This is a genomic window from Arcobacter defluvii (assembly GCF_013201725.1).
GTDB classification, from domain to species: Bacteria; Campylobacterota; Campylobacteria; order Campylobacterales; family Arcobacteraceae; genus Aliarcobacter; species Aliarcobacter defluvii.
Window position 1 is genome coordinate 1,365,928 of the sequence record NZ_CP053835.1, and the last position, 24,996, is coordinate 1,390,923.

Here is a 24,996-nt window from a genome sequence, read left to right on the forward strand (position 1 = left end):
TTACCCCTTTTTATTGTTGTGTAATACCTAAAGTCCAAATATCATAGTTATAATCCATGATAATTGCTGGATGAATATCTGAATTTAAAATCTTTTTATAGAAGAAAGAGATAATATCTGTTGCTTCTTCAAAACTTAAAACTTTTGTGATACCACCAGTTAATACAATTGATTTTAGTAAATTTAACTTTAATTTTATATATAAAGGATGAGCATCACTTACTTTATATAAAACTAAGAAAATTGCTAGTTGCATTAAAACTTTTAAAGCTTTAGAAGAATCTTCATTGAAAATATTTTCTGTAACTTTTAAGTGTTCAAGTAATTCATAAACAAACTCGTTGTTTTTTGCTGCAAAAATTAGTGATTCTTTTGATTTATAAACTCCAAGTTTTTTAAATACAAGTCTATCATACTCATTTTCAGTAACCATATTATCCATTGATAAATCTTTTGAGTAGTGAATATCTGTTGTTGCTCCACCAATATCAATTAAAATAAATGGATTTACAACTGCAAATTTTGTATCAATAAGTGGTAATGTTTTATTTACGATGTAAGGTGTTGAATATATTTGATTTGAAGTTAATTCATAAAGGTGTTTTATATCCTCTTTCCCCATAATATCTGCTTGATAAAGGTTTGTTAAATACTCTTTTAATGGCTCTTCAACAACATGAAGTTTATTATTTATGATATTATCAACAACTACTAAATTTTTGATTTTTTCTTTTAAATATTTTTCATCTTGTGTTGTTCCTGCAAAAACTACATTAGAATAATTTAAATTATCTAAGAAATTAAACAGTTTTTCATCAAATACATTTGAAATAGAATCAATTCCTCCAACAATAATAACAACATCAATTAAATCACTTGGGATTGAAGTTGTATCTATATCTTGATATAAAACTGTATTAATAATATTTATTCCAGAGTTATATGCAATATTTGTAGCAAATTTAAGTGAAAAAGAGTTTGTAACACCAATAATTAACGTAGTTAATCCACCATTAGCAGATGAACAAATAAATACTTCATCCTTTTTAAATTTAGAGATAATATCACCACATTTGCTAGTTAAATCATCAAATATATCTTTATTAAAATCTCTAAAATATTGATTTATATCGTTATTTGCACAAACTTTAAAGTATGTACTTCCAACATCTATTAATAATTTGTTTTGGCTCATTGCATAATTCCTATATCATGGATAATATCATTTACGATTGAAGAGGCATCTTTATTTAAATCACATTTTGATTTTTCATATTCAAAACATCTATCTGAAATTGGAAGTTTTCCTCTTTGAATAATTCTAATATTTTTGTTTTTATCTCTTACAGTTACAACTTCATTATGATTTATAATATGTGGAGAATAAGGAACGTCTATAATTCCAGCTTTTATACAGTTAAATACTTTTCTCCATAAAGTGTCAGCTTTATCATTGAATACAGCTTCCATAATACTTCTTACTTCTTCTGTTAGGATTTCTTCTTCCATTTCATCTGTGATTGTTGGAATTCCATGTAACATTCCTAAAGTATATTGAGTATTTGCAACTGTTTTTGCATTTGATTCTCGAGTTGGAATACCAAAAGATTCATCTCTTGTTTTTGTAATAATTTTATCAGCTTTTACCATCATCGCAATTACTGTTGAAGTATTGATTAATGATTCACTATAATCTTTATTTGAAGGGAAAGCACCCATCCATTGGTGATATACTAGATTTATTCTAGCATCTGCACATCCAATTTGTTCTGCATAATATTTTGCCATTTTTCTTAATACATTTGCTGTTACAATATCTTGAATCATAGAACCACTTTGAGAAAATGATACCGAGAAAGATTTAACACCTTCTTCCAGTGATAAGAGCATTTCGCAAAGTTGAATAACAATAGTAATACAAGGTGGAACTAATGTTGCTGTTAAAGGTCCAAATGATTCTCTGTTGATTGGTTCATTTAGTTTTGAGTAGTTAGCACAGATTTTTTCAACATATTTCCAATACATAAATGCTTTATCAAGTGGAAAGTTTTTTGAATATGGTAAAAGGTAAGTAATTGGACCACCTTCAATTTCAAAAATACCAGAAGCTAAAGCAGTTTCTATTAAAAGTCTAGCATCAGGAGTTCCGTGTCTTAAAGAAATTGGTTTATCAAAATGAGTCATCATTTTTCTAGTTGTTCTATATCCATGATTAACAAGTGGATAACCATTTAACATATCAACTTCATTTTCTTCTGAAAGTTTTAACATCTTAGCACTTGTTGCATAGTCGTTTAATCTTGTATTTGAATCAATTGTACATGGTAATACATCTACATTTGCACCAACAAAATATTCATATAAAGAGAACATTTTTTTATAAGTTGGGAAACCACCGCGAGGTTGCACTAGCATTTTATTAGCATTTTTAAAGTGATGAGAAATAAATAAGTTTTTTGAAGCATTTTTTATAAACTCTTCAATTTCTGCAAAATCAAAATTATCTGCATATTTATTTTGAACTAATATATTTCTTTCTTCTTGCAGTAAACTCAATTTCTCTCCTTTAAATATTTTTCTAATTCATTAAGTCCAGTATTTAAATCAACTTGATGAAAAACTAAGTCAAAACCATAGTTTTTGAATTTTGGAACAATAACACTAGCATCACCTTCACCAACTGCTAAATTTCCACCAAGCATAAATACTACATCTTTTAAATTTTTATATTTTGATTTTAAAACAGGAAGATCTCTACACCAACCCTCAGCTTCACCATTTAGGGAAGAGATTAATAACACATCGGCATTTGTTTCAATAACTGCATCTATAAACTCTTCAAGGTATGTATTAACACCAAGATTAAAAACCTCAAAACCTCTTGCTTGTAGTGATATATCAATTAGTCGATTTGCGACTACGTGAATATCATTACCTACTACTCCGATAACTACTTTCATGTTTTCTACCTAAATACTTTTATCTTTTACAAAGGGCGCAATTTTATCTAAAGAAGAGTTATATATTCTTTAGATATTATAAAAAACTAGTCTATTTTTTTAATAGAATATAAATTTTAGATATTCTATTAAAATATTTGTCTCAATAATGTTTATACTAAAAAGCTTTTTTTTCTTCAAAAAACTTTTTTTCTAAAGTATCAACTAATTCTTGAACTGAAGATACAGATTTTGAAAATTGAATTTTTTGTTCATCTTTTAAATCCAATTCAATTATTTTTTCTGCACCATTAATACCAAGCATAATTGGAACGCCTGAAACAATATTGTTATAACCATATTCTCCTTCAAGCATAACAGCACAAGGATAAATTTTCTTTTTATCTTCCAAAATTGCTTCAATCATTAATGATGTTGAATAAGCAGGAGCATAATAAGCAGAACCAGTTTCAAGTAATTTTACAATTTGAGCCCCACCATTTTTTGTTTTATTTATAATATCTTCTATATCTTCTTCTGAAAGAAGAGTATTGAGTTTTACACCAGCAACTGTTGAAAAATCAGCGAGTGGAACCATAGAATCACCATGTCCCCCCATAACTGAAGCTTCAATTTGTCCTTGTCCATAACCTAATTTTTCAAATATAAAATAACTCATTCTTGCACTATCTAAAATTCCTGCCATTCCAATAATCTTGTTTCTATTCCAATTTGATGCTTTAAGTGCCGCATAAACCATAGCATCAAGAGGATTTGAAACTATTATTACAATAGCATTTGGATTGTATTTTGTTATGCTATTCATAACAGAAGTCATAATTTTTGCATTTGTTATTAATAAGTCATCTCTTGTCATTCCTGGACGTCTAGCAATCCCTGCTGTAATAACTATTACATCACAATTTTTAAATTCTTCATCCTTTAGACAGGGCTTTGTAATAGTTTTACTTTTTGCTGCATTTGTAGCTTGTGAGATGTCAAGTGCCATAGCTTGAACTATATTTTCTCTTACATCTTTTAAAAGTAAAGTTGAGCAGATGTTTTTTGTGGCAAGAATAAAAGCTAGTGTTGCTCCAACATTTCCAACTCCTACGATTCCAACAGTTTTATTATTCAAAACAATCCTTTAAAATTTTTTGAATAAATTATAACAATTTAGCTCTTAGGCTTTATTTTTAATAGAAAGAAATTTTGAGATTTATAAAAGATTTTTGAAAAGTGTAAAAGAGAAGAAAATCTTCTCTTTTTTAATTATCCGATAATTGCGTTTAATGTTGCAGATGGTCTCATAGCAGCAGATGTTTTTGCATCATCTGGAAGATAATATCCACCCATATCAACAGCTTTTCCTTGACATTGTGTTAATTCTTTAACAATTTTTTCTTCATTTTCAGTCATTGCTTTTGCAATTGGAGTAAACTCAGCTTTTAAAGCTGCATCATCATTTTGAGCAGCTAATTCTTGAGCCCAGTACATAGCTAAATAGAAATGACTTCCTCTATTATCAATTTGTCCAATTTTTCTAGCAGGAGATTTATCATTGATTAAGAAAGTTCCTGTTGCTCTATCTAAAGTATCAGCTAAAACTTTTGCTTTTGGATTATTTTGAGTATTAGATAAATGTTCAAATGAAGCAGCAAGTGCCATAAATTCACCTAAAGAATCCCATCTTAAATAATCTTCTTCTTGGAATTGTTGAACATGTTTAGGTGCACTTCCTCCTGCACCAGTTTCAAATAATCCTCCACCTTGCATTAATGGAACGATTGATAACATTTTTGCAGATGTTCCTAATTCTAAAATTGGGAATAAGTCAGTGTTATAATCTCTTAAAATATTTCCAGTTACAGAAATAGTATCAAGTCCAGCTCTCATTCTTTCTAAAGATTTTTTAGTAGCATCAACAGGAGACATAATAGTAATATCTAAACCAGTAGTATCGTGAGTTGGTAAATATTTTTCAACTTTTTTAATCATTTGAGCATCGTGAGCTCTGTTTTTGTCTAACCAGAAAATAGCAGGTGTATTAGATAGTCTTGATCTTGTAACTGCTAATTTAATCCAATCTTGAATTGGTGCATCTTTAGTTTGGCACATTCTGAAAATATCACCGTCTTCAACATCAAATGAGAATACAGCATTTCCATCTTTGTCAATAACTTTGATTTGACCATTTGCTTTTGCTTGGAAAGTTTTGTCATGTGAACCATATTCTTCAGCTTTTTGAGCCATTAATCCAACATTAGGAACAGTTCCAATAGTTGTAACATCTAATGCTCCATGTTCTTTACAATCATCAATTACAGCTTTAAAACTTGCAGCATATGCTCTATCTGGAATCATAGCAATTGTATCTTCTTCTTTATCAGAAGCATTCCACATTTTTCCACCACCTTTAATCATAGCAGGCATAGAAGCATCAATAATAACATCCGAAGGAACATGTAAGTTTGTAATTCCTTTTGCAGAGTTTACCATTGCAAGTCTTGGTTGTTTTGCATAAATTGCATCAATATCAGCTAAAATTTCAGCTTTTTTAGCTGCATCAATAGTTTCTAATTTTGAATATAAGTCACCTAAACCATTATTGAAATTTACACCCATTTCATCAAATAATGCACCATATTTAGCAATTAAATCTTTGAAATATACTTTTACAGCAAATCCAAACATAATTGGATCTGAATTTTTCATCATTGTAGCTTTTAAGTGTAAAGATAATAATACATCTTCTTGTTTAGCTCTTTCAATTGTTTTTGCATAAAAATCTTGTAATGCTTTAGCACTCATAACAGTTGCATCAATAATTTCACCTGCTAATACTTTTGTAGAAGCTTTTAATACAGTTTCAGCACCATTTTTGTCAAAGAAAGAGATTTTTAAATCATTTGCTTCATCAAAAGTTTTTGATACTTCTGAACCATAAAAGTCACCTGAATCCATACAAGCAACATCAGTTTTAGAATCTTTTGTCCATTTACCCATTCTGTGAGGATTAGCTTTTGCGTAATTTTTAACTGCACCAGGAGCTCTTCTGTCAGAATTTCCTTCTCTTAATACTGGATTAACAGCAGAACCTGTAATTTTTGAGTATCTAGCTGTAATTTCTTCACTAGCATCATAATTAGGTATGTTGTAACCTTTTGCTTGTAATTCTGCAATTGCAGCTTTTAGTTGAGGAATAGAAGCTGAAATATTTGGTAATTTAATAATATTAGCTTCAGGATCTTGTGTTAAAGCTCCAAGTTCTGCTAAATCATCACTGATTTTTTGTTCAGGTGTTAAGTTCTCAGGGAAGTTAGCTAAAATTCTTCCAGCTAAAGAAATATCTTTTGTAACCATTTCAATACCAGAACTTTTTGTAAAAGCTTTGATAATTGGTAAAAAAGAGTATGTTGCTAAAGCTGGAGCTTCATCAACTTTTGTGTAAATGATTTTTGACATATTTTTTCCTAAATTTGAATTTTAATGTTGGAGATATATTAGCTAGATTTGATTTTAAGGAAATTGAAAGTTGAAAATATTTAAAGTCGTGAAAATTTGATTGTTTCAAATTTTCACAAGTTGTTTTAATTTATATTGTTAAATAAATCTTTAATTGAAGATGGTTTTTGTTTTGTTACATCAGTTTTCATAATAGTTTCAGCTTCTTCATCAATTTTTGTTTCAATATCTTTAACTTTTGTATAAGTTTTTTCTACACCAACATTTGCTTTTATATTAGCTTGATGTTCTTCAAATGTACTTGCAAATTTATGAAGACCAGTTTTGTTTTCTCTAACAAAATATAAATAATTACTTTTTACAGGAAAAATAGCAGCTTTGATTGCATTTAAACTTACTGCACAAACAGGATCTTTAGGAAGTCCTACAAACTTATACGTATTATAAGATGTATTATCTTCTCGTATTCTATCTGCTGTTACAATTTCATTTGAATATTTTCCATAATTTAAAGTTCCATCCATTTGGAGCTTCATTCCTTTTTTTAGTCTATTATGTATTACACTTGCAACTATTGGCATCTCATTTGTTGTTGCAGCTTCTTTTTGTATTACAGAGGCTAAAATAAGATAGTTAAACCATTTATTTTTATCATACATACCAAAAATCTTTTTAGAAAATTCTTCATATTTTTTATTTGTTTGAGAAAACAGATAAAAAATCATATAATCTTCTTTCATTCCTAAAGGTAAAGAATATGTATCTGCTAAAATATTTCCATCAGCTTTAAAAGCATATTCATTGTATAGTTGAGTTAGCTTTTCTTCTGAAAGATTAAACTCATTTGCTAATTTTTTTAGAAACACATATGATGTTTCACCAGGAATTAATGTAATATCTTTTAAAGCAGCTTTTGATGTGATTAGTTTATAAATAAAATCCATTTTAGTTAATTTATTCTGATTTATATCTATCCAACCACTTTGAACATAACCCATTGATTTGATAATCAAAGCATCCAGATTATTCATCTCATATCCACTTTTATTTAAGTATGATATAATATTGGCCGTACTGCCTTTAGGAATAAACAATACTTTTGTAGAAGTTACTGGCATTGTTACATAAAATAAAACAACAACAAAACAAATAAGGATAAAATCGATTATGTTGAAGAGTATTAAACTTCTACTTCTACTGTTTTTTTTAATTATATTATTACTTCTTTCATCTTTGTATTGGGGCATAAAAATAGACTCTTTCTCTCTTTCAAATTTTTCAGTTTCGCAATTCTATATTAAAATGGATAAAAAACTTATTTTGGATATTGGGAATCTAGAGTATAAGTCTAAAAAGACTCAAACAAAAAGCTCATTTGATGATTTAAAAAAAGATATTGAATTATTACCTAAAGTATTAATGCTTTTTCAAAAAATAAATATAAAAAAGTTAAAAATTGATGATAATGAGTTTAAAATAGTTCTGGATGAAAATAATTTATATCTTGATAATAAATATATAAATATTTCTTCAAAATTGGATGTTGCATCTAATCAAATTTTATTTGAATTATCTTCTTTATATTTAAAAGATATAGATATATTATTTGATGGGAAAATTAAAATAGACTATTTTACTGAAGAATTGAATTATTTTGGAAAATTTTATTATCAAGATTTAGAAGCAAATTTAAATATAGATATGACAAAAGAATTGGCTAAATTTTATATTGTTAGTTCTCCTTTTAAAAGTTTAAAATTTCTAAAAAATTTTTTAGATTTACCAAAAACAGCAGAAGAATGGATGTATGATAATGTTGAAGGTAATATAACTTTAGAAGGTTTATATGCTGAATTTGATTTGAAAAATAATAAATTAATTGAAAAATCTTTAAATGGAAAAGCACATATTGAAAATGCAAAAATTAAATTTCATCAAGATGTAGATGCTATTCAAACTAAAAATCTCGATATTACTTTTAAAGATGATAATTTATATTTTAATTTAATAGAACCAACTTTTAAAGATAAAAGTTTAGAAGGAAGTTATGTAACTATTCATAATTTAGCAAGTGTACAAAATGGGGAAGTTGAAGTAAATATAAAAACAAATAGTAAACTAGATAAAGATATTTTAGATATTTTAAAAGCTTATAAAATAAATCTTCCCTTAGTTCAAAAAAGTGGAACTACAGATGCAACTTTGACTTTGATTTTTCCATATGAATTAGAAAAACCTATGACAACTAAAGGTGAATTTTTAGTAAATGATGCAGAAATTTCAATAGGAAATTTTTCTTTTAATAGTAAAACTGCAACGGTAATTTTAGATGGAAGTAATGTATTAGTAAAAGATGCAGATTTTAAATACAAAGATATGATAGATGCTTTAGTAAATATAAATATTGATACAAAAACTTTAAAATCTTCAGGTGATACAATTATAAATTCTTTAATAATAAAAAAAGAAAATGGAGAAAAAATAATTGATATAAAAGATAAAAAAACAGCTTTAGATATGGATTTTAATAAAGATACAATTATAGACTTAAAAGATTTAGAAACAACTATAAAAATAGCTGATTTAATTTATGTAAATATAAATAATATATCAAAAATTTATCCATATTCAAAGCTTTTAAAAGATATTTCAATAAAAGATGGAAATATCTCTTTAGATATAAAAGATGACAAAAATATCAAATTTAAAGCTTTAATAAAAGGTTTAAACTTACCTCTTAAAAAAGATGGGCAAAGTATTGAAAATCTCGATATTGTAGGAAATATTAGTGGTAAAAATATAGATATTCACTCAATTGATGAAAATATAAAAGTTGAAATAAAAGATGATTTAAAAATTTATTTAAATAATCTTTTTATAACTATCGATACAAAAAAACAAGATACAAATAATATAAATCAAAAGATGAATTTATATCTAACAAATGATGAAATAGATTTAAATGGAACAATTTACAAGATAAAAAATGCAAATCTATCAATAAAAAAAGAAGAAATAAATTTTGAAGCAAATTTAAAAGAGCTAGATCTTCCACTCAAAAAGAATGGAAAAAAGATCAATGAATTGACACTTTTGGGAATATATAAAAATAATTATACAAAATTAAACACAAAAAATAATGATTTGATTTTGGAATTAAAAAATGAAAATTTATCATTAAATATTAATGGTTATGATATTTTATATTCAAGTGAAGATAAAGAAGAAAATGATAGCTATAAAAATATTAATATTATAGGAAATAGTTCAAATATAATAGTGAATGATAAATATAAGTTTTTATCTGATACTTTTGAAATAAGAGTAAGAGAAAATGAAAAATTTATTCATTTAAAACATAAAAAAAGTGATATTACATTTAAAGAGTCAAAAGATAAAAAAATAGATATTTTCACAAGTGATATAAGTGATGAGTTTGTAAATACAATTTTTGATAAAAATATTTTTAAAGGTGGAAATATACTTTTTTTAGCAAATGGAGACATAAATAATTTAAATGGAAAAATAATTATTGAAAATAGTAATATTGAAGACTTAGCAATTTTAAATAATCTTTTAATATTTATTCACACTTCTCCTGCTCTTGTAAATCCTCTTTTAGCTGTTCCTTCTGTTGTAGGAATGGCAACAAATCAAGGATTTAATTTAACTGCATACAAAATAGTAAATGGTGTTATGGAGTTTAATTATAGTAAAGAAAAAGAGTTAATAGATGTTAAAAAATTAGTAACTATTGGAAATGGTATTGATTTTGAAGGTAAAGGAAAAGTAAATTTAAATGATTTAACTTTAGATTCAGAGATAAAATTAATTTTTCTAAAAGACTATTCAAAAATCGTAGGTGCAATACCTGTAGTTAATTATGTTTTATTAGGAGATAGTAATAGAGTTGAAACACAAGTAAATGTTTTTGGGGAATTATCAAATCCAAAAATTTCAACAAATTTAACAAAAGAGACTTTTAGTATTCCAGTTAATATTGCAAAAAGAATATTAAGTTCACCATCAATGCTCTTAGATTTTATAAAAGGAACTAATGAAAGTGAAAAAAAAGAAGAAAAAAGTAGTGAAGAGTTAATAAATAAGCCTTTAAAATAAAGGCTTATTCATTTCTTAAAACATCAATTACATCTATATTTGTAGCTTTTGAAGCTGGGTAATATGATGAAATAAGTACAATTATAACTGCTCCAATGATTATAGAAACAAAATCAGTTAATGCTAAATCAAGCGGTAATTTTGCACTTCCATAAACATCTGCTGGCAAAGTAACAATATCAAAATTATCTAGTAACCAATATCCAAAAAATCCTAACGCAATTCCTGTTAAAATCCCTGAAAATCCTATGATTGTACCAACTCTTAAAAATATTGTTTTTATCTCTTTTGCACTGGCTCCCATTGATAAAAGTAGGGCGATTTCTTTTCTTCTACTCATAACTGTCATTAGAAGTGATGAAATAATATTTAGTGAAGCTACTAAAATGATTAGCATTAAAACTATAAACAAAGCTGTTTTTTCCATTTTCATAGCTGCAAAGAAGTTACCATTTTGCTGCCACCAACCAACAATTCCTGTATTTGTATTTTGTAATGAAATTTTTAATTTTTCAATATCGGCAAAAGCATCTTCTGAATAGATATGTATCCCATCATAAATATTTGGTTCTTTTTTTAATAAAGTTTGTAAAGAGTCAATTGTTGTGTACATATAAGCTTTATCATAAGCATTTAAGCCAGAAGTAAACGAAGTAAGATAAGTAAATCTTTTCATTTTTGGCATCATTGAAAAACCAGTCGGATTTAATTCTGTAAAATATAAAGTAGTTTTAACGCCATTGTTTAAATATAATTTATCAGTTATTCCAGAACCTGTAATTACATCATATTTATTTATTAACAAATCCCCAATAGCCTCTTTAAAAATATGATTAATTTGTGCTTCTTTTTCAGGAATTACACCAAAAATCATTCCTCCACTCATTATGTCACCATTTTGAATAATAGCTTGTGATGAAACAAAAGGAGAGAATTTTAAATAAGGATATTCTTTTTGAAGTTTTTCAAGTAATTCTTCATTCACTGAATTGTCAATTTTTGGATAAATTGTTAATGGATAATTCATCGTAAATAGTTTTTTTTCAAACTCTTTAGCTGTTCCATTCATAATAGCCATAGAAAGAATTAAAACCATAACACCAATAGAAACTCCTATAAATGCTAGAATAGCACTTATAGAGATGAAAGGATTTTTTTTATCAAATCTTAGATATTTTTTTACAATAAAATTGACTAATTTTTTATTCAAATTAGTTTCCTGCTACTAAACCAATTTTTGGGCCACTTTTCCCACAACATTGTTTATATTTCAATCCACTTCCACAAGGACAAGGTTCATTTCTAGCAATTTTTTTATCACTATTTCGTACAGCTTCTTGTGCAATATTTGTAGTTATATGCTCTGTTGCTTCTTCCATTTGTTCTTTCATTCTTGCAATTGCTTCTTGTTCTTTTTCTCTGTCTTCATTTGATTGAAGTTGAATAGTAAATAAAATTTTGATAATTTCATGTTTAATATTTGAAATTAATTCTATAAACATATTATATGACTCTTTTTTATATTCAACAAGTGGATCTTTTTGGTTATAACCTCGAAGACCAATTCCTGCTTTTAAAGTATCCATAGCATATAAATGTTCTCTCCAAGCATTATCTAAAATTTGTAAATATAAGATTCTTTCGATTTCACTTTTTTGTTCTGGTGCAGCCATTGACATTTTTTTAGTATAAACTTCTTTTAAAATAGAGGCTAAATTAGACTCTAAATTTTCATAAGAATCACTTTTTAATGCTTCTTCATTAACTACTAAATGTAACTCTTCTTGTAATTTACTTTTAATAAATTCATAATCAAAATCTTCTTCAGGCATACCATGAATAATATTTGCTTCACTTAATAGATTTTGTACATATTCAAGTCTATTTTCGTCAAGTTTTGAATCAATATCATAATCACTTTTTAATAAATCATTTCTAAATGTATAAATCACTTTTCTTTGTTCATTTGCAACATCATCATATTCAAGTAAGTGTTTTCTGCTTTCAAAATGCATTGATTCTACTTTTTTCTGAGCATTTTCAACAGCACGTGTAACCATTCTTGATTCGATATGTTCACCTTCTTCAATACCAAGTCTTTCCATAATTCCTTTTATTTTATCACTTCCAAAGATTCTTAAAAGATTATCTTCTAAAGATAAATAAAATTGAGATTCTCCAACATCACCTTGACGTCCAGATCTTCCTCTTAATTGGTTATCAATTCTTCTAGATTCATGTCTTTCAGTTCCAATAATTGCTAAACCACCTAAATCTAAAATCTCTTGTGTAAGTTTAATATCAACTCCCCGTCCAGCCATATTTGTTGCAATTGTAACTGCACCTTTTTGACCAGCATCAGCAATAATTTTCCCTTCTTTTTCATGTTGTTTTGCATTTAAAACTGTATGAGGGATTTTTTTATCAACTAAAATTTTATGTAGTTTTTCTGATTTTTCAATTGAAGCAGTTCCCACAAGAACAGGTTGACCTTTTTCATGAAATTCTTTGATTTTATTGCAAACAGCTTCAAATTTTTCTTTTTCACTTTTATAAATTAAATCATTTTTATCTATTCTTTGAACAGGAACATTTGTAGGAATAGAAACAACATCAAGGTTATAAATTTCCGCAAATTCTGTAGCTTCTGTTTGAGCTGTTCCTGTCATACCAGCTAATTTTTTATACATTCTAAAATAATTTTGGAATGTAATATCTGCTAAAGTTTGTGATTCATCCTGAATTGCTACACCTTCTTTTGCTTCAAGTGCTTGGTGTAATCCTTCACTAAATCTTCTTCCTTCACTTAATCTTCCTGTAAATTCATCAACAATTACAATTTGATTATCTTTTACAACATAATCAACATCTTTTTCAAAGATATAGTTTGCTTTTAAAGCTTGATCAAGAGAGTGAGAAAGCATTGCATTTTCAAGTGAATAAAGATTATCTACACCAAAAAGTTTTTCGGCATTTTCATGCCCTTGTTCTGTAAGCGTAACAGCTCTATTTTTTTCATCAACTATAAAATCACCAGTTGTTGATGGTTTTTCAGAAGAATTTTTTGGTTCTATTAATTTACCAAGTTCAAGTTTTAAAGCTATTTCATTTGCTTTTACATAATTTGAATTTTTGTGATTTGTTGGACCTGAAATAATAAGTGGAGTTCTTGCTTCATCAATTAAAATTGAGTCAACTTCATCTACAATTACAAAGTTATGTTCTCTTTGAACTTTTTCATTGATATCGTAATTCATATTATCTCTTAGATAATCAAATCCAAATTCATTGTTTGTACCGTATGTTATATCACAAGCATATTGAGCACGTCTTTCTTCATCATTTCTTAATCCACCAACAATTGCTCCAACGCTATAGCCTAAAAAATTATATAAAGGTGTTAATTCATTAGCATCTCTAGCAGCAAGATAGTCATTTACTGTTACAACATGAACACCTTTTCCAGTTAGTGCATTTAATGCAACTGCAAGTGAACCAACCAAAGTTTTACCTTCTCCTGTTTTCATCTCTGCAATTCTTCCATCATGTAAAACCATTGCTCCAATTAATTGAACATCATAAGGTCTCATTCCAAGGGCTCTTTTACTAGCTTCTCTTGTAATTGCAAAAGATTCAAACAATACGTCATTTAATGATTTTTCTTCTTTTTGTACAAGCTCTTTTAGCTTATTGAATTCATTTTTTAGTTCATCATCACTTAAATTTTCATATTTACTTTCTAAAGCTGTAATTGATTCAGCTTTCTTTCTATATTTTTTTACTTCTCTATCATTTCTTGTACCAAAAATTTTTGAAAAAACATTTAACATAAAATTAGTTCCTTTTCGTTATAATCGCAAGATTATATAAAAAAAAAGGTTAAAGTATGTTTTATAAATCGCTAATTTTATTAGTACTCTTTTGTATTTCTTGTGTAGCTTCGAGTGATATAAGAAATTTAGACTCATTTAAAGCAAGTTTTACTCAGATTATTACATCAAGTTCTAATAATATTATTGAATATAAAGGTGAAGTTTTTATCAAAAAAAGTGGGAAAATTTTATGGAAATATGAAACACCAGTTGTTAAAAATGTGTACATAAATAACGACTTCGCAATAGTTGATGAACCAGAACTCGAACAAGCAATATTTACTCAATTAGAAAGTGAAATAAATATAATAAAATTATTAAATACTTCTAAAAAAATGGATAATGATACTTACTCTACAAATATAGATGATGTTGAGTATTTAATTACATTATCAAAAAATGATGAAAAAATCAAAGAAATAAAATATAAAGATAAACTTGAAAATAATGTAGAAATTAAATTTTCAAATGTTATACAAAATGGTGAAATTTCTGATGAAATTTTCAAATTTATAGTTCCTGAGTATTATGATATTATAAGAAAATAGAATTTAAGAATTAAAAGCTATAATTTCAGTTAGGTAAACCAGACAATAGCTTAGAAATTTCTAAGAGGAAAGTCCGGGCTGCTGTGAAGTATGGTTCCATTTAAATAATGGCTAGGGTAACCTAAGGGATAGTGCAACAGAAAGTAAACAGCCGATTTTCGGTGATGGTGAAACGGTGAGGTAAGAGCTTACCAGCATTTTGAGTAATCTTAATGGCTATGTAAACCCAACCTGCAGCAAGAAGACTAGGTAATTACTTCACAATTTTGGTCTTCGCAAGACTACTAAAGTAATTTAGTAGCTAGATAAATTATTGTCTTAATAACAAAACGCGGCTTATTGGTTTACCTAATTTAATCAAATTTGAATTTGTATTAAAACTTCTTTGTTAATCAACTATCTAAACTTTAATGTGTTAAAGCTTATTCAAAATTTCTAAAAAAAATCAATATCTTAATTTATGTGGATTTATATTAAAATTGCAAAAAAATTAGTATATAAAGATAAAAATGAAAAAAAGCATTATAGAAAATAGAGAGATATTATCAATTGAAGATGGCATTCATGATACAAATTTAAAAAGTGTAAAAATATTTAAAACAAAAAATTATGAACCAAAAAGTCCTTTAATCTATGATGTTTGTTTAATACTTGTACTTCAAGGCAAAAAGATTGCAAATCTTGCAAACAATCGATTTATCTTTGATTGTGATAACTATTTAGTAGTTCCAACTACACTTCCTTTAGAGTGTGAAACTTATGCAACAAAAGATGAACCTTTTATTTGTTTGATTATTTCACTTGATAGAGAAATGATGGTGGATATTATTGAAGAATTAAAACAAAAAAATTTCAATACTCAAAATCCAAATAATATGGGGATTTTTTCAGATAAAGTTACTGTTCAAATTGAACAAACAACTGAAAAATTATTGGATATTTTAGAATCAAAAGAAGAATCAATAATTTTAGGTGATGGTGTTTTAAAAGAGCTGTTTTATAGAATTGCTATTGGGCAAAATGCTCAAATGCTTCATAAAATGTTTTTAGAAGAAAACAATGAATCTAAAATTGCAAAAGCTTTAAAACATATCCATGATAATTATAATAAAAGCCTAGATATGGACTCATTAGCACGTATTTGTGATATGAGTGTTTCTTCATTTCATAATCATTTTAAAATAATTACATCACATACTCCTTTACAGTACATCAAAAAAATTCGATTAACAAAAGCAAAAGATTTATTAATAAAATATGATTATAAAGCTGTTGATGTAGCAAATGAGTTAGGATATGATAATCCTTCACATTTTAGTAGAGATTTCAAAAATTATTTTGGGTATTCGCCTAAAGAGGCAAAAGCCTCTTTATAAGTATTTAGTGAAACAAAAAGTTTTAAGCTACCATAGAACGATTTAAAATATTTGCAACTTTTTCTAAAGTTACAGTTCCATTTTCACCAATTTCTAAATAACCATGAGATTTAAATGCATTATGAACATTTTCAATAACTTTATTATCAATTTCATATTCTGTTAATTTTGTAGGAACTCCAACACTTTCAAATATTTCTTCAATTTTTTTGATAATAGCTTCATTGTTATTTTCAATTCCAAACACATTTTTACCAAATTGTGCTAATTTTTCTTGTTTTTCTTCAATCATTTCTCTTAATAAATGAGGAAGAACAACTGCTAATGATCTTGCGTGATCAAGGTTATAAAATGCTGTTAATTCGTGACCAATTATGTGTGTTGACCAATCTTGACAAACACCATTTGCAAGTTGGAAATTTAATGCTTGATTACAAATGTGCATTAAATTTTCTTGCCACCATAATGTTCTTCTCTCATTCCATTTGTTTGCAAGAGTTACTAAACCTTTATATAAAGTTTCAGCATAACCATCATTTACTAATAAATCATTTGTTTTAGTTAAATATTGCTCAGAAATATGAACAAATGCATCAACTAAACCATTTCCTAGTTGTCTATCACTTAATGTTCCCATAAATGATGGGTCTAGAACTGCAAATTTTGGGTAAGAATAATTTGAAAAATACATTCTTTTCTCATCTGTAGTTTTTCTTGAAACAACTGTTAAGTTATTTGATTCTGAACCAGTTGCAGCTAAAGTTAAAACAACTCCGATTGGAAGTGCTTTTTCAACTACTGCTGTTCCATCTAAAAAGTCCCAACCATCTCCATCATATAATGATGCAGCTGCAAGATATTTAGAACCATCAATAACAGAACCTCCACCAACTGCTAAAATAAAGTCAACACCTTCACTTCTAACAAGTTCAACAGCTTTATTCATTGTTTCAACTGTTGGGTTTACTTCAACTCCACCAAATTCTACCCATTTGTGACCATTTAATGCTTCAATAACTTGCTCATAAGCACCATTTTTTTTAATTGATCCACCACCATAAACTACTAATACTTTTTTATCTTTTGGAATAAGATTAGCAATCTCTTTTATTTTTCCTTTTCCAAACTCTATTCCTGTTGGGTTATGATAAGAAAATTCCATATTTTAAATCCTTCAAATTATTTTTGTAAGGGAATTATAAAAATAATAGAAAAAGATTTAAAGACCAAATTCTACAAATGAAAAATTATAATGCTCTATGATAGTTTAGAAGATAGAAGTGATACGCATATATAGCTTGATGAAATACAAATATAGATTGAATATTTACCTTTTTTATATTTTTATAATCATTATGACATTTAGATAAATCGAGTATTTTATGTATTTTTATATAATTTCGATATTATTTCATTATACAACTATGTAAGGTATGGCGTGAGTACAATTATCTCTAAAATTATTATTTTATTATTTTGTATTATTTCTTTTTTACATTCTGCTGAACAAAATAAAAAAATTGCTTATATAGTATCTGATTTAGAAATTCCATTTTGGCAAATAATGGCGAAAGGAATAAAAGCAAAAGCTTCTAAATTAGGTTATGACATTGAAATTTATAGTTCAAATAATCTAAAAAAAATTGAGCTGGAAAATCTAGTTAAAGCTATTTCTTCTAGAGTAGATGGTTTGATTCTTTCACCAATTAACTCATCAACAGCTGTTACTCTTTTAGAACTTGCAAAAAATGCAAATATTCCTGTTGTTATATCTGATATAGGTACAAATAGTGGTGAATATGTCTCTTTTATATCTTCTGATAATAAAAAAGGTGCTTATGAACTAGGTAAAATCTTAACTAAAAAAATGACCGAACTTTCTTGGAACAAAGAAGGTACAGTTGGTATTATCTCAATTCCTCAAAAAAGAACAAATGGAAAAGATAGAACTTTAGGTTTTATAAAAGCACTAAATGAATCAGACATAAAAAGTGCAGGTTTGTATCAACAAGTAAATTTTTCGTATAAAGAAACATATGATTATTCTTTAAAATTAATAGAGGAAAAGCCAAAATTGAGAGCGATTTGGCTTCAAGGTTCTGATAAATATAAAGCTACATTAGAAGCTATAAAAGATAGTAAAAAAGAGGGGCAGATTCTTCTTATTTGTTTTGATGTTGAACCTGAATTTTTAGATTTGATAAAAAAAGGCATATTAGTTGGTTCGGCAATGCAACAACCTTATTTAATGGGACAAAAAGCTGTTAGTTCTTTAGATGATTTTTTTAACAATAAAAAAGTTGAAAAAGAACAAAAACTTCCTATTTTAGCCATTTCAAAAGATAATCTTCAAGAAAATTTACCTACAATAAAATTAAATGTATTAGGTATTGAATAATTTATGAAAAATAGAACATTATTACTCTCTTTTCTTACTCCTTTATTATTATGTGTTGTAACAATTATGTCTTTTTATACGATGTATAATTATTCTCAAACAAAAGAAAGAATAATAAGTAACATAAATTTAGATTTAGAATCAATAAATAACCAGTTAAAAGATACCTTACCTTATTTTATAAACTCTTATGCAATAAATGAATATGAAAAAATACTTGAAAATCAAATGAAAGATAAAAATATTTTAGCCATCATAATCAAAGATTATAATTATGGAAAAATATTTAGTAAAGAATTTATTGAAACTGGAAAAATTAAAATAGAAGATAAAATAGTAGAATTTGATTCAACAAATCTAAAACACCAAGAATTACTCACTAAATATTTTTCTTTTAAAAGTCAAATTATAGAAAATAATTCTCATATCAAGATTGCTGAAATATTGATTTATAGTTCAAATGAATTTTTAAAAAATGAACTTAATACTATTATAAAAAAAAGCTTATTAGAGATTTTTATTTCTTCAATTTTCATAATTTTGATTATATTTTTTATAATTAAAGTTTTTATTTTAAAACCTATTTATACTATTGCTAATGCAATTTTAAATAATGATAAAGATGGAATACCAAAAGATATGATTCCCAAATTTAGTACTAAAGAATTAAATGAATTATCGTTAAAAATGAATGAAATGATTACTACTATAAAAACTTCTAAATCAAAAATTGATGAGATAAATAATAGATTTGAATTGGTTATTGATAGTATAAACGAAGGTATTTGGGATTGGAATTTAATTACGAATGAGGCATATTTCTCTTCTAAATGGAAAAAATTATTAGGGTATGAAGATAATGAAATTGGAAATAATGCAAAATATTTTTTTGATTTAGTTCATCCTGATGATAAAAGTAAAGTAGAGGAAAATTTAAGAAATTATCTAAAAAATCCAGAAAATAATATATATTCTTTAGAAATTAGAATGAAAAATAAATATGGTAAATATACTTGGATTTTAACGAGAGGAAAAGTTATTCTTGATAAAAATAACAAGCCTATTCGAATACTTGGAACACATAGTGATATTAGTTTAAGAAAAGAATTAGAAAAACAAATCATAAAAGAGCGAGATTTTATTTCAACGATTATTGATAATTCAAATGCTGTTATTGTTGTAATTAATAGTGAAGGAGTAATGTTTAAAGTAAATAAATATGCTCAGAAATTTTTAGGTTATACAGAAGAAGAAATATCAAGTGAACCATATTTTTGGTCAAGATTTTTGAATGAAAATGTTAAAGATAAAGTTATAAATATAATTGATGAAGCCAAAAAAGGAAATATGATTAAACATTTTAGAAATTCTTGGATTTCTAGAAATGGTGAGGAAAAAGTATTTGAATGGTCAAATATGCTTGTACAAAAAGAAGATGGTTCAATGGATTATCTTACCACTATCGGAATTGATATAACAGAAAAAGAATTAATAGAAAAACAGATATTTGAGCAAAAACAAGAATTTGAGCTGATTTTTAATTATTCAAAAGATGGTATAGCAATTTTAGATTTAGATTCTAAATTTATAAAATTTAATGAAGCTTTTTTAAATATGACAGAATTAAGTGAAGAGGATTTATTAACTAAAAAATTAATAGATTTTATGATGACAAAAAATGAGAAGAATAAAAAATTATTAGAAGAAGTAATAACAAAAGGATATGTAAGTAATTATGAAGAGACTTTTATAATTAATAATAAAAGAGTTTCAGTAAATTTAAGTTTATCTTTATTACCAGATAAAGAAAGATTTCTTATGGTTATAAAAGATGTAAGTTCTCTAAAAATAATGCAAGAGCAAGCAAAACTAGCATCACTTGGTGAAATGATAGGAAATATTGCACATCAATGGAGACAACCTTTGAGTTTTATTAGTACAAGTGCAAGTGCACTAAGAGTGAAATCTGAATATGGAATGTTAAATAAAGAAGATATTGAAGAATCTTCTATTGCAATAGTAAAACAAACTGAATATTTATCAAATACAATAGATAATTTTAGAGATTTTATAAAAGAAGATAAATCTTATAAAGAGATAAGTGTTAAAGAAGTTTTAGATAATACTTTGAATCTTGTATATGCTTCTTTACACAATAATTTTATTAATCTTAAATTGGAAGTAAATGATGACTTGTTAATTTTAGGTAATAAAAATGAGTTAACAGAAGCATTTTTAAATATTATTTCAAATAGTAAAGATGTATTAAAAGAAAAGAATGAAGAAGATAGATTTTTATTTATAAAAAGTATAAAACTTGATGAAAATAAACTAGAGTTACAATTTTTGGATAGTGGTGGGGGAATTGATGAATCAATCATTTCTAAAGTGTTAGAACCATACTTTACTACAAAACATAAATCTCAAGGCACAGGATTGGGGCTTGCCATTGTTGATAAAATTATAAGAGAGAGACATAAAGGGATAATAAATATTCATAATGAAAAGTTTACTTATAATCAAAAACAATATATTGGTGCTTGTTTTTCTATCATTTTTGAAAATAAGTTTTAGTCAAACCATTTAACTTGTTCTCTTAAATTTACAACTTCTCCTACGATTATAATGGCTGGTGTTGGTAAATCTTTTGCTTTTTGCGTAATATCTTCCAATGTTCCAACAACTACTTTTTGCTCTTTTGTTGTTCCTTTTGAAACAACTGCACAAGGATAATCTTTTCTTTTTCCTAGACTCATTAATTTTGATGTAATTAATCCAATATTATGTAATCCCATCAAAAATACTATTGTTTCATCATTTAAAAAAGTTTGCCATTCGATTTGAGATATTTTTTTATTTGGTGTTTCATGGCCAGTTACTACTCTAAATGAAGTTGTAATTCCCCTATGCGTTACTGGAATTCCAGCATAAGCTGGAACTGCTACACTTGAGCTAATTCCTGGAATTATTTCAAATTTTATTCCTCTTTTGTGAAGATAAATAGCTTCTTCTCCACCACGCCCGAAAACAAATGGATCTCCACCTTTTAATCTAACAATGACTTTATTACTGTATTTTAAAGCACTTTGATAAATTATTTCATTTATCTCTTCTTGAGGAACAGAGTGATTTCCACTCTCTTTTCCTACAAAAATAAACTGACAATCTTTTTTTGCCATTTCTAAAATCTCTGGATTTGCTAATTTATCATAGATTATTACATCAGCTTCACTTATAACTCTAGCTGCTTTTAATGTAAGTAATTCAATATCTCCAGGACCCGCACCTGTTAGATAAACTCTATTTTCCATTTTAAATTCCTAAATAGATTATGTTTTCAACAATTTTTGTTTCATACACATTTGTACAACCATGGTCATTTCCTAAAGCTTCACCACTTTTTAAATCTATATTCCAGTTATGAAGTGGACAAGTAACAATATGTTCATGAACTAATCCTTCACTTAATTTTCCTTTTTTATGAGGACAAGTGTTGTTTACTGCAAAGATTGAATCATCTTTTGTTCTAAATATAGCAATTTGTAAATCACCAATTTCTATCACTCTTGAACCCATAAAAGGAATTTCTTCTATATTTACAATTTTGTACCATTTTTTCATCTTAAAACTCCTTTGCTTCAAAACTATGTGATTCTTCTGGATTGATTACAATTGTAGAAAACTCTTTTGTAAATCCATCTTCTATTGCTTTAGCCCAAGGATCAACTTGTGCTGATTTTTGTGATTCTTCAAATCTTAGAGCATAAAACTCTCTTTTTTCTTTATCTAAAATTACATCTTTTACATATTGAAGTCCAACTCGCTCAACCCAGTGAGCAGTTCTTTCTAAATAGTAGGCATCTTCTCTATAAAACTGCATAAATGCTTTTGTATATTCGATTAACTCTTCATCAGTTTCCACTTTACAAAGTAGGTCTGTAACTCTTACTTTTATACCACCATTTCCAGCTATATGAATTTCCCATCCAGAATCAACTCCAACTACACCAAAATCTTTGATAGTTGCTTCTGCACAGTTTCTTGGACATCCTGAAACTGCTAGTTTATATTTATGTGGTGTCCAACTTCCCCAAGTGATTTTTTCTAAAAGAACTCCCATATTCATAGAATCTTGAGTTCCAAATCTACAATAAGTATTTCCAACACAAGTTTTAACAGTTCTTAATCCTTTTGCATAAGCTTGACCTGAAACAAAACCACAATCATTTAAATCTTTCCACATTGGCTCTAATTGCTCTTTTTTAACTCCAAGCATATCAAGTCGTTGACCACCAGTAAATTTAACTGTTGGAACATCATATTTAACTGCAATATCTGCAATATCTTTAAGTTCTTGTGGAGATGTAAGTCCACCCCAGATTCTTGGAACTACAGAATAAGTTCCATCTTTTTGGATATTTGCAAACATTCTATCATTTACTAAAGCACTTCTTTTATCATTTTTATATTTATCATCATTGTATTTTACAAGTAAGTAGTAGTTGATAGCTGGTCGGCATTTTGCACAACCATCGTGCGTTTTCCATGAAAGTTTACTAAACACATCATAAACAGTTTCAAATTCACCTTCATCAATAGCTAGTTTAATCTCTTTATGACCTAAAGTTGTACAAGAACAAATTCCTTCTTCGCAAGCATTGTATTCATCACCCAAAGTATTTACTAAAATTTGCTCAACTAAACCACTACAACTTCCGCAAGAAGCCCCAGCTTTTGTACAAGATTTTACATCAGAGAGTGATTTTAAATCTTTTTCTTTTATAGCTCTTACAATATCGCCTTTACAAACTCCATTACAACCACAAACTTCTTCATCATCACTCATACTATTTATATCATTTCCACCATGACCTGTATCACCACTAAGTGCTGATTTACCAAAAAGAATTTTTGTTCTTAAATCATTTATATCTGTCTCTTCTTTTAGTAGTTTTAAATACCAAGAAGCATCAGCTGTATCGCCATATAAAACCATTCCAATAATTTTGTCATTATAAATTACTAATTTTTTATAAATTCCAACTTTTTCATCTAATAAAATCAAATCTTCAGTTGTTTCATCTCCAAGATAATCACCTGCACTAAACAAATCAACACCTGAGATTTTAAGTCTTGTTGAAAGAGTTGAGCCATTGTAACCTTCCGTTTTAACTTCAGCTAAATATTTAGCTAAAACTTTTGCTTGTTCATATAGAGGAGCAACTAAACCATAAGTATTTCCTTTATGTTCAACACATTCTCCAATAGCAAAAATGTTTTCATCACTTGTTTGTAAAAAATCATTTACAACAATTCCTTTGTTACATTCTAATAAAGCATTTATTGCTAACTCTTTATTTGGAATAATTCCCGTTGCAAAAATTACAAGATTTGAATCAACTACATCTCCATCACTAAATGTTACTTTTTCAACCCCACTTGTACCATCAATTTGTGTTACTGTAGTATTTAGTTTAAATTCTATTCCATAAGATTCAAGATTTTTTTGTAAAAGTTTTCCACCAGTAGAATCAAGTTGTTGAGAAAGAATTGAGCTACTTCTATGAACTAAAATAGTTTTAATTCCATGTTTTGCAATTCCATAAGCAGCTTCAAGTCCAAGTAATCCACCACCAACTACAACTGCTGTTTTTGATTTGTCAATAGTTGATAAAATTGTATCAACATCAGCTTTTGTTCTAAATGCAATTACATTTTTTAAATCACTTCCAGTAGTTTTAGGAATAAAAGCAAGTGAACCAGTAGCAATTAGAAGTTTGTCATATGATTCAATTTTTCCACTAGCACTTGTGATAGTTTTTTCACTTTTATTGATAGATATTACTTTATCGCCTTTATTTAAAGTAATATTGTTTTGTTCATACCAAGTTTGATGATTTATGATAGTATCTTCAAAAGTTTTTTCACTTGAAAGTATGTATGAAAGCATGATTCTATTATAGTTAACATGAGGTTCATCACCATAAATAGTTATATCGTATTTGTCATTTGTAAGTTCAAGTAAATCCTCAATGGTTCGTAAACCACTCATTCCGTTTCCAATTACAACTAATTTCTTTTTCACTTTTCTTTCCTTTAATTCTTATATTTGAATTATCCCATAAAGAAAAAATTTTGTGTTTTAAAAATTGTATATAATTTATTCATTAGTCTTAATTTTAAATTAAATATATAAAAATAAGTATTTTAATAATGTTTATATTTTATTTTAAACTTATTTTTACATTAAATTATTAAATTTAATTTATCTATTTTATA

General features: G+C 26.9%; 17 protein-coding genes and 1 other RNA gene. 6 read left to right on the plus strand and 12 right to left on the minus strand.

Translation table 11 applies throughout. The annotated features are described in order from the left end of the window. Window positions 1-10: 10 nt before the first annotated feature. The 6 genes from ADFLV_RS06935 to mltG form a co-directional block, all read right to left on the minus strand. Window positions 11-1,195, minus strand: a complete 1,185-nt coding sequence (locus ADFLV_RS06935) for a glutamate mutase L (protein ID WP_014474098.1) — start codon at window positions 1,193-1,195, stop codon at window positions 11-13. Continuing rightward, a complete protein-coding gene (locus ADFLV_RS06940) occupies window positions 1,192-2,556 on the minus strand; it encodes a methylaspartate mutase (RefSeq protein ID WP_014474099.1) in 1,365 nt (454 codons plus the stop codon). Before ADFLV_RS06940 ends, ADFLV_RS06935 begins: the two co-directional genes overlap by 4 nt. Beyond that, entirely contained in the window at window positions 2,553-2,960 is a 408-nt protein-coding gene (gene glmS / locus ADFLV_RS06945; protein WP_014474100.1) for a methylaspartate mutase subunit S, read from the minus strand. Before glmS ends, ADFLV_RS06940 begins: the two co-directional genes overlap by 4 nt. A 157-nt stretch (window positions 2,961-3,117) precedes the next feature. Beyond that, a complete protein-coding gene (locus ADFLV_RS06950) occupies window positions 3,118-4,077 on the minus strand; it encodes a malate dehydrogenase (protein ID WP_129011530.1) in 960 nt (319 codons plus the stop codon). 134 nt (window positions 4,078-4,211) lie between these two features. Then, window positions 4,212-6,404 (minus strand): NADP-dependent isocitrate dehydrogenase, encoded by a 2,193-nt coding sequence (locus ADFLV_RS06955; RefSeq protein WP_129011529.1) that lies wholly within the window; start codon window positions 6,402-6,404, stop codon window positions 4,212-4,214. 125 nt (window positions 6,405-6,529) lie between these two features. Next, a complete protein-coding gene (mltG, locus tag ADFLV_RS06960; RefSeq protein WP_129011528.1) occupies window positions 6,530-7,651 on the minus strand; it encodes an endolytic transglycosylase MltG in 1,122 nt (373 codons plus the stop codon). 73 nt (window positions 7,652-7,724) lie between these two features. On the opposite strand from mltG, the gene ADFLV_RS06965 reads away from it, so the two are divergent. Next, on the plus strand, window positions 7,725-10,523 hold the full coding sequence (locus tag ADFLV_RS06965; RefSeq protein WP_228712392.1) for a YhdP family protein: 2,799 nt from the start codon (window positions 7,725-7,727) through the stop codon (window positions 10,521-10,523). Window positions 10,524-10,527: 4 nt separating this feature from the next. Here the strand turns inward: ADFLV_RS06965 and ADFLV_RS06970 are convergent, their stop codons facing one another. Beyond that, entirely contained in the window at window positions 10,528-11,733 is a 1,206-nt protein-coding gene (locus ADFLV_RS06970; RefSeq protein ID WP_014474105.1) for an ABC transporter permease, read from the minus strand. A 1-nt stretch (window position 11,734) separates the two neighbouring features. Beyond that, on the minus strand, window positions 11,735-14,353 hold the full coding sequence (secA, locus tag ADFLV_RS06975; protein ID WP_014474106.1) for a preprotein translocase subunit SecA: 2,619 nt from the start codon (window positions 14,351-14,353) through the stop codon (window positions 11,735-11,737). Window positions 14,354-14,409: 56 nt separating this feature from the next. Here secA and lolA point away from each other — a divergent pair, with 56 nt between their 5' ends. The 3 genes from lolA to ADFLV_RS06990 all read left to right on the plus strand — a co-directional run bounded on the left by lolA (window position 14,410) and on the right by ADFLV_RS06990 (window position 16,319). Further along, on the plus strand, window positions 14,410-14,943 hold the full coding sequence (lolA, locus tag ADFLV_RS06980; RefSeq protein WP_014474107.1) for a LolA-like outer membrane lipoprotein chaperone: 534 nt from the start codon (window positions 14,410-14,412) through the stop codon (window positions 14,941-14,943). Window positions 14,944-14,973: 30 nt separating this feature from the next. Next, window positions 14,974-15,298, plus strand: an RNA gene (gene rnpB / locus ADFLV_RS06985) — RNase P RNA component class A. 154 nt (window positions 15,299-15,452) lie between these two features. Next, window positions 15,453-16,319 carry an AraC family transcriptional regulator gene (locus ADFLV_RS06990; RefSeq protein WP_129011526.1) on the plus strand — a complete coding sequence of 289 codons (867 nt, stop codon included), beginning with the start codon at window positions 15,453-15,455 and terminating at the stop codon, window positions 16,317-16,319. 22 nt (window positions 16,320-16,341) lie between these two features. On the opposite strand, the gene ADFLV_RS06995 is transcribed toward ADFLV_RS06990, so the two are convergent. Further along, window positions 16,342-17,481 (minus strand): iron-containing alcohol dehydrogenase, encoded by a 1,140-nt coding sequence (locus ADFLV_RS06995; protein WP_129011525.1) that lies wholly within the window; start codon window positions 17,479-17,481, stop codon window positions 16,342-16,344. A 276-nt stretch (window positions 17,482-17,757) separates the two neighbouring features. On the opposite strand from ADFLV_RS06995, the gene ADFLV_RS07000 reads away from it, so the two are divergent. Next, window positions 17,758-18,717, plus strand: a complete 960-nt coding sequence (locus ADFLV_RS07000; RefSeq protein WP_129011524.1) for a substrate-binding domain-containing protein — start codon at window positions 17,758-17,760, stop codon at window positions 18,715-18,717. A gap of 3 nt (window positions 18,718-18,720) precedes the next feature. Continuing rightward, on the plus strand, window positions 18,721-21,291 hold the full coding sequence (locus ADFLV_RS07005) for a PAS domain S-box protein (RefSeq protein ID WP_129011523.1): 2,571 nt from the start codon (window positions 18,721-18,723) through the stop codon (window positions 21,289-21,291). Here the strand turns inward: ADFLV_RS07005 and cobA are convergent. Genes cobA through nirB form a run of 3 tightly spaced genes read right to left on the minus strand, consistent with a single transcriptional unit; the run spans window position 21,288 to window position 24,802 of the window. Continuing rightward, window positions 21,288-22,028 (minus strand): uroporphyrinogen-III C-methyltransferase, encoded by a 741-nt coding sequence (gene cobA / locus ADFLV_RS07010; protein WP_129011522.1) that lies wholly within the window; start codon window positions 22,026-22,028, stop codon window positions 21,288-21,290. The genes ADFLV_RS07005 and cobA overlap by 4 nt on opposite strands. A 1-nt stretch (window position 22,029) precedes the next feature. Further along, window positions 22,030-22,338, minus strand: a complete 309-nt coding sequence (gene nirD, locus ADFLV_RS07015) for a nitrite reductase small subunit NirD (protein ID WP_129011521.1) — start codon at window positions 22,336-22,338, stop codon at window positions 22,030-22,032. A 1-nt stretch (window position 22,339) separates the two neighbouring features. Then, window positions 22,340-24,802 (minus strand): nitrite reductase large subunit NirB, encoded by a 2,463-nt coding sequence (gene nirB, locus ADFLV_RS07020; RefSeq protein ID WP_129011520.1) that lies wholly within the window; start codon window positions 24,800-24,802, stop codon window positions 22,340-22,342. Window positions 24,803-24,996 lie beyond the last annotated feature (194 nt).

Excerpts from the sequence above, each read along its gene's own strand:
- ADFLV_RS06935 (WP_014474098.1), bottom strand. The coding sequence starts at position 1,195 with ATGAGCCAAAACAAATTATTAATAGATGTTGGAAGTACATACTTTAAA.
- glmS (WP_014474100.1), bottom strand. The coding sequence starts at position 2,960 with ATGAAAGTAGTTATCGGAGTAGTAGGTAATGATATTCACGTAGTCGCA.
- ADFLV_RS06955 (WP_129011529.1), bottom strand. The coding sequence starts at position 6,404 with ATGTCAAAAATCATTTACACAAAAGTTGATGAAGCTCCAGCTTTAGCA.
- mltG (WP_129011528.1), bottom strand. The coding sequence starts at position 7,651 with ATGCCCCAATACAAAGATGAAAGAAGTAATAATATAATTAAAAAAAAC.
- secA (WP_014474106.1), bottom strand. The coding sequence starts at position 14,353 with ATGTTAAATGTTTTTTCAAAAATTTTTGGTACAAGAAATGATAGAGAA.
- lolA (WP_014474107.1), top strand. The coding sequence starts at position 14,410 with ATGTTTTATAAATCGCTAATTTTATTAGTACTCTTTTGTATTTCTTGT.
- ADFLV_RS06990 (WP_129011526.1), top strand. The coding sequence starts at position 15,453 with ATGAAAAAAAGCATTATAGAAAATAGAGAGATATTATCAATTGAAGAT.
- ADFLV_RS06995 (WP_129011525.1), bottom strand. The coding sequence starts at position 17,481 with ATGGAATTTTCTTATCATAACCCAACAGGAATAGAGTTTGGAAAAGGA.
- ADFLV_RS07005 (WP_129011523.1), top strand. The coding sequence starts at position 18,721 with ATGAAAAATAGAACATTATTACTCTCTTTTCTTACTCCTTTATTATTA.
- cobA (WP_129011522.1), bottom strand. The coding sequence starts at position 22,028 with ATGGAAAATAGAGTTTATCTAACAGGTGCGGGTCCTGGAGATATTGAA.
- nirD (WP_129011521.1), bottom strand. The coding sequence starts at position 22,338 with ATGAAAAAATGGTACAAAATTGTAAATATAGAAGAAATTCCTTTTATG.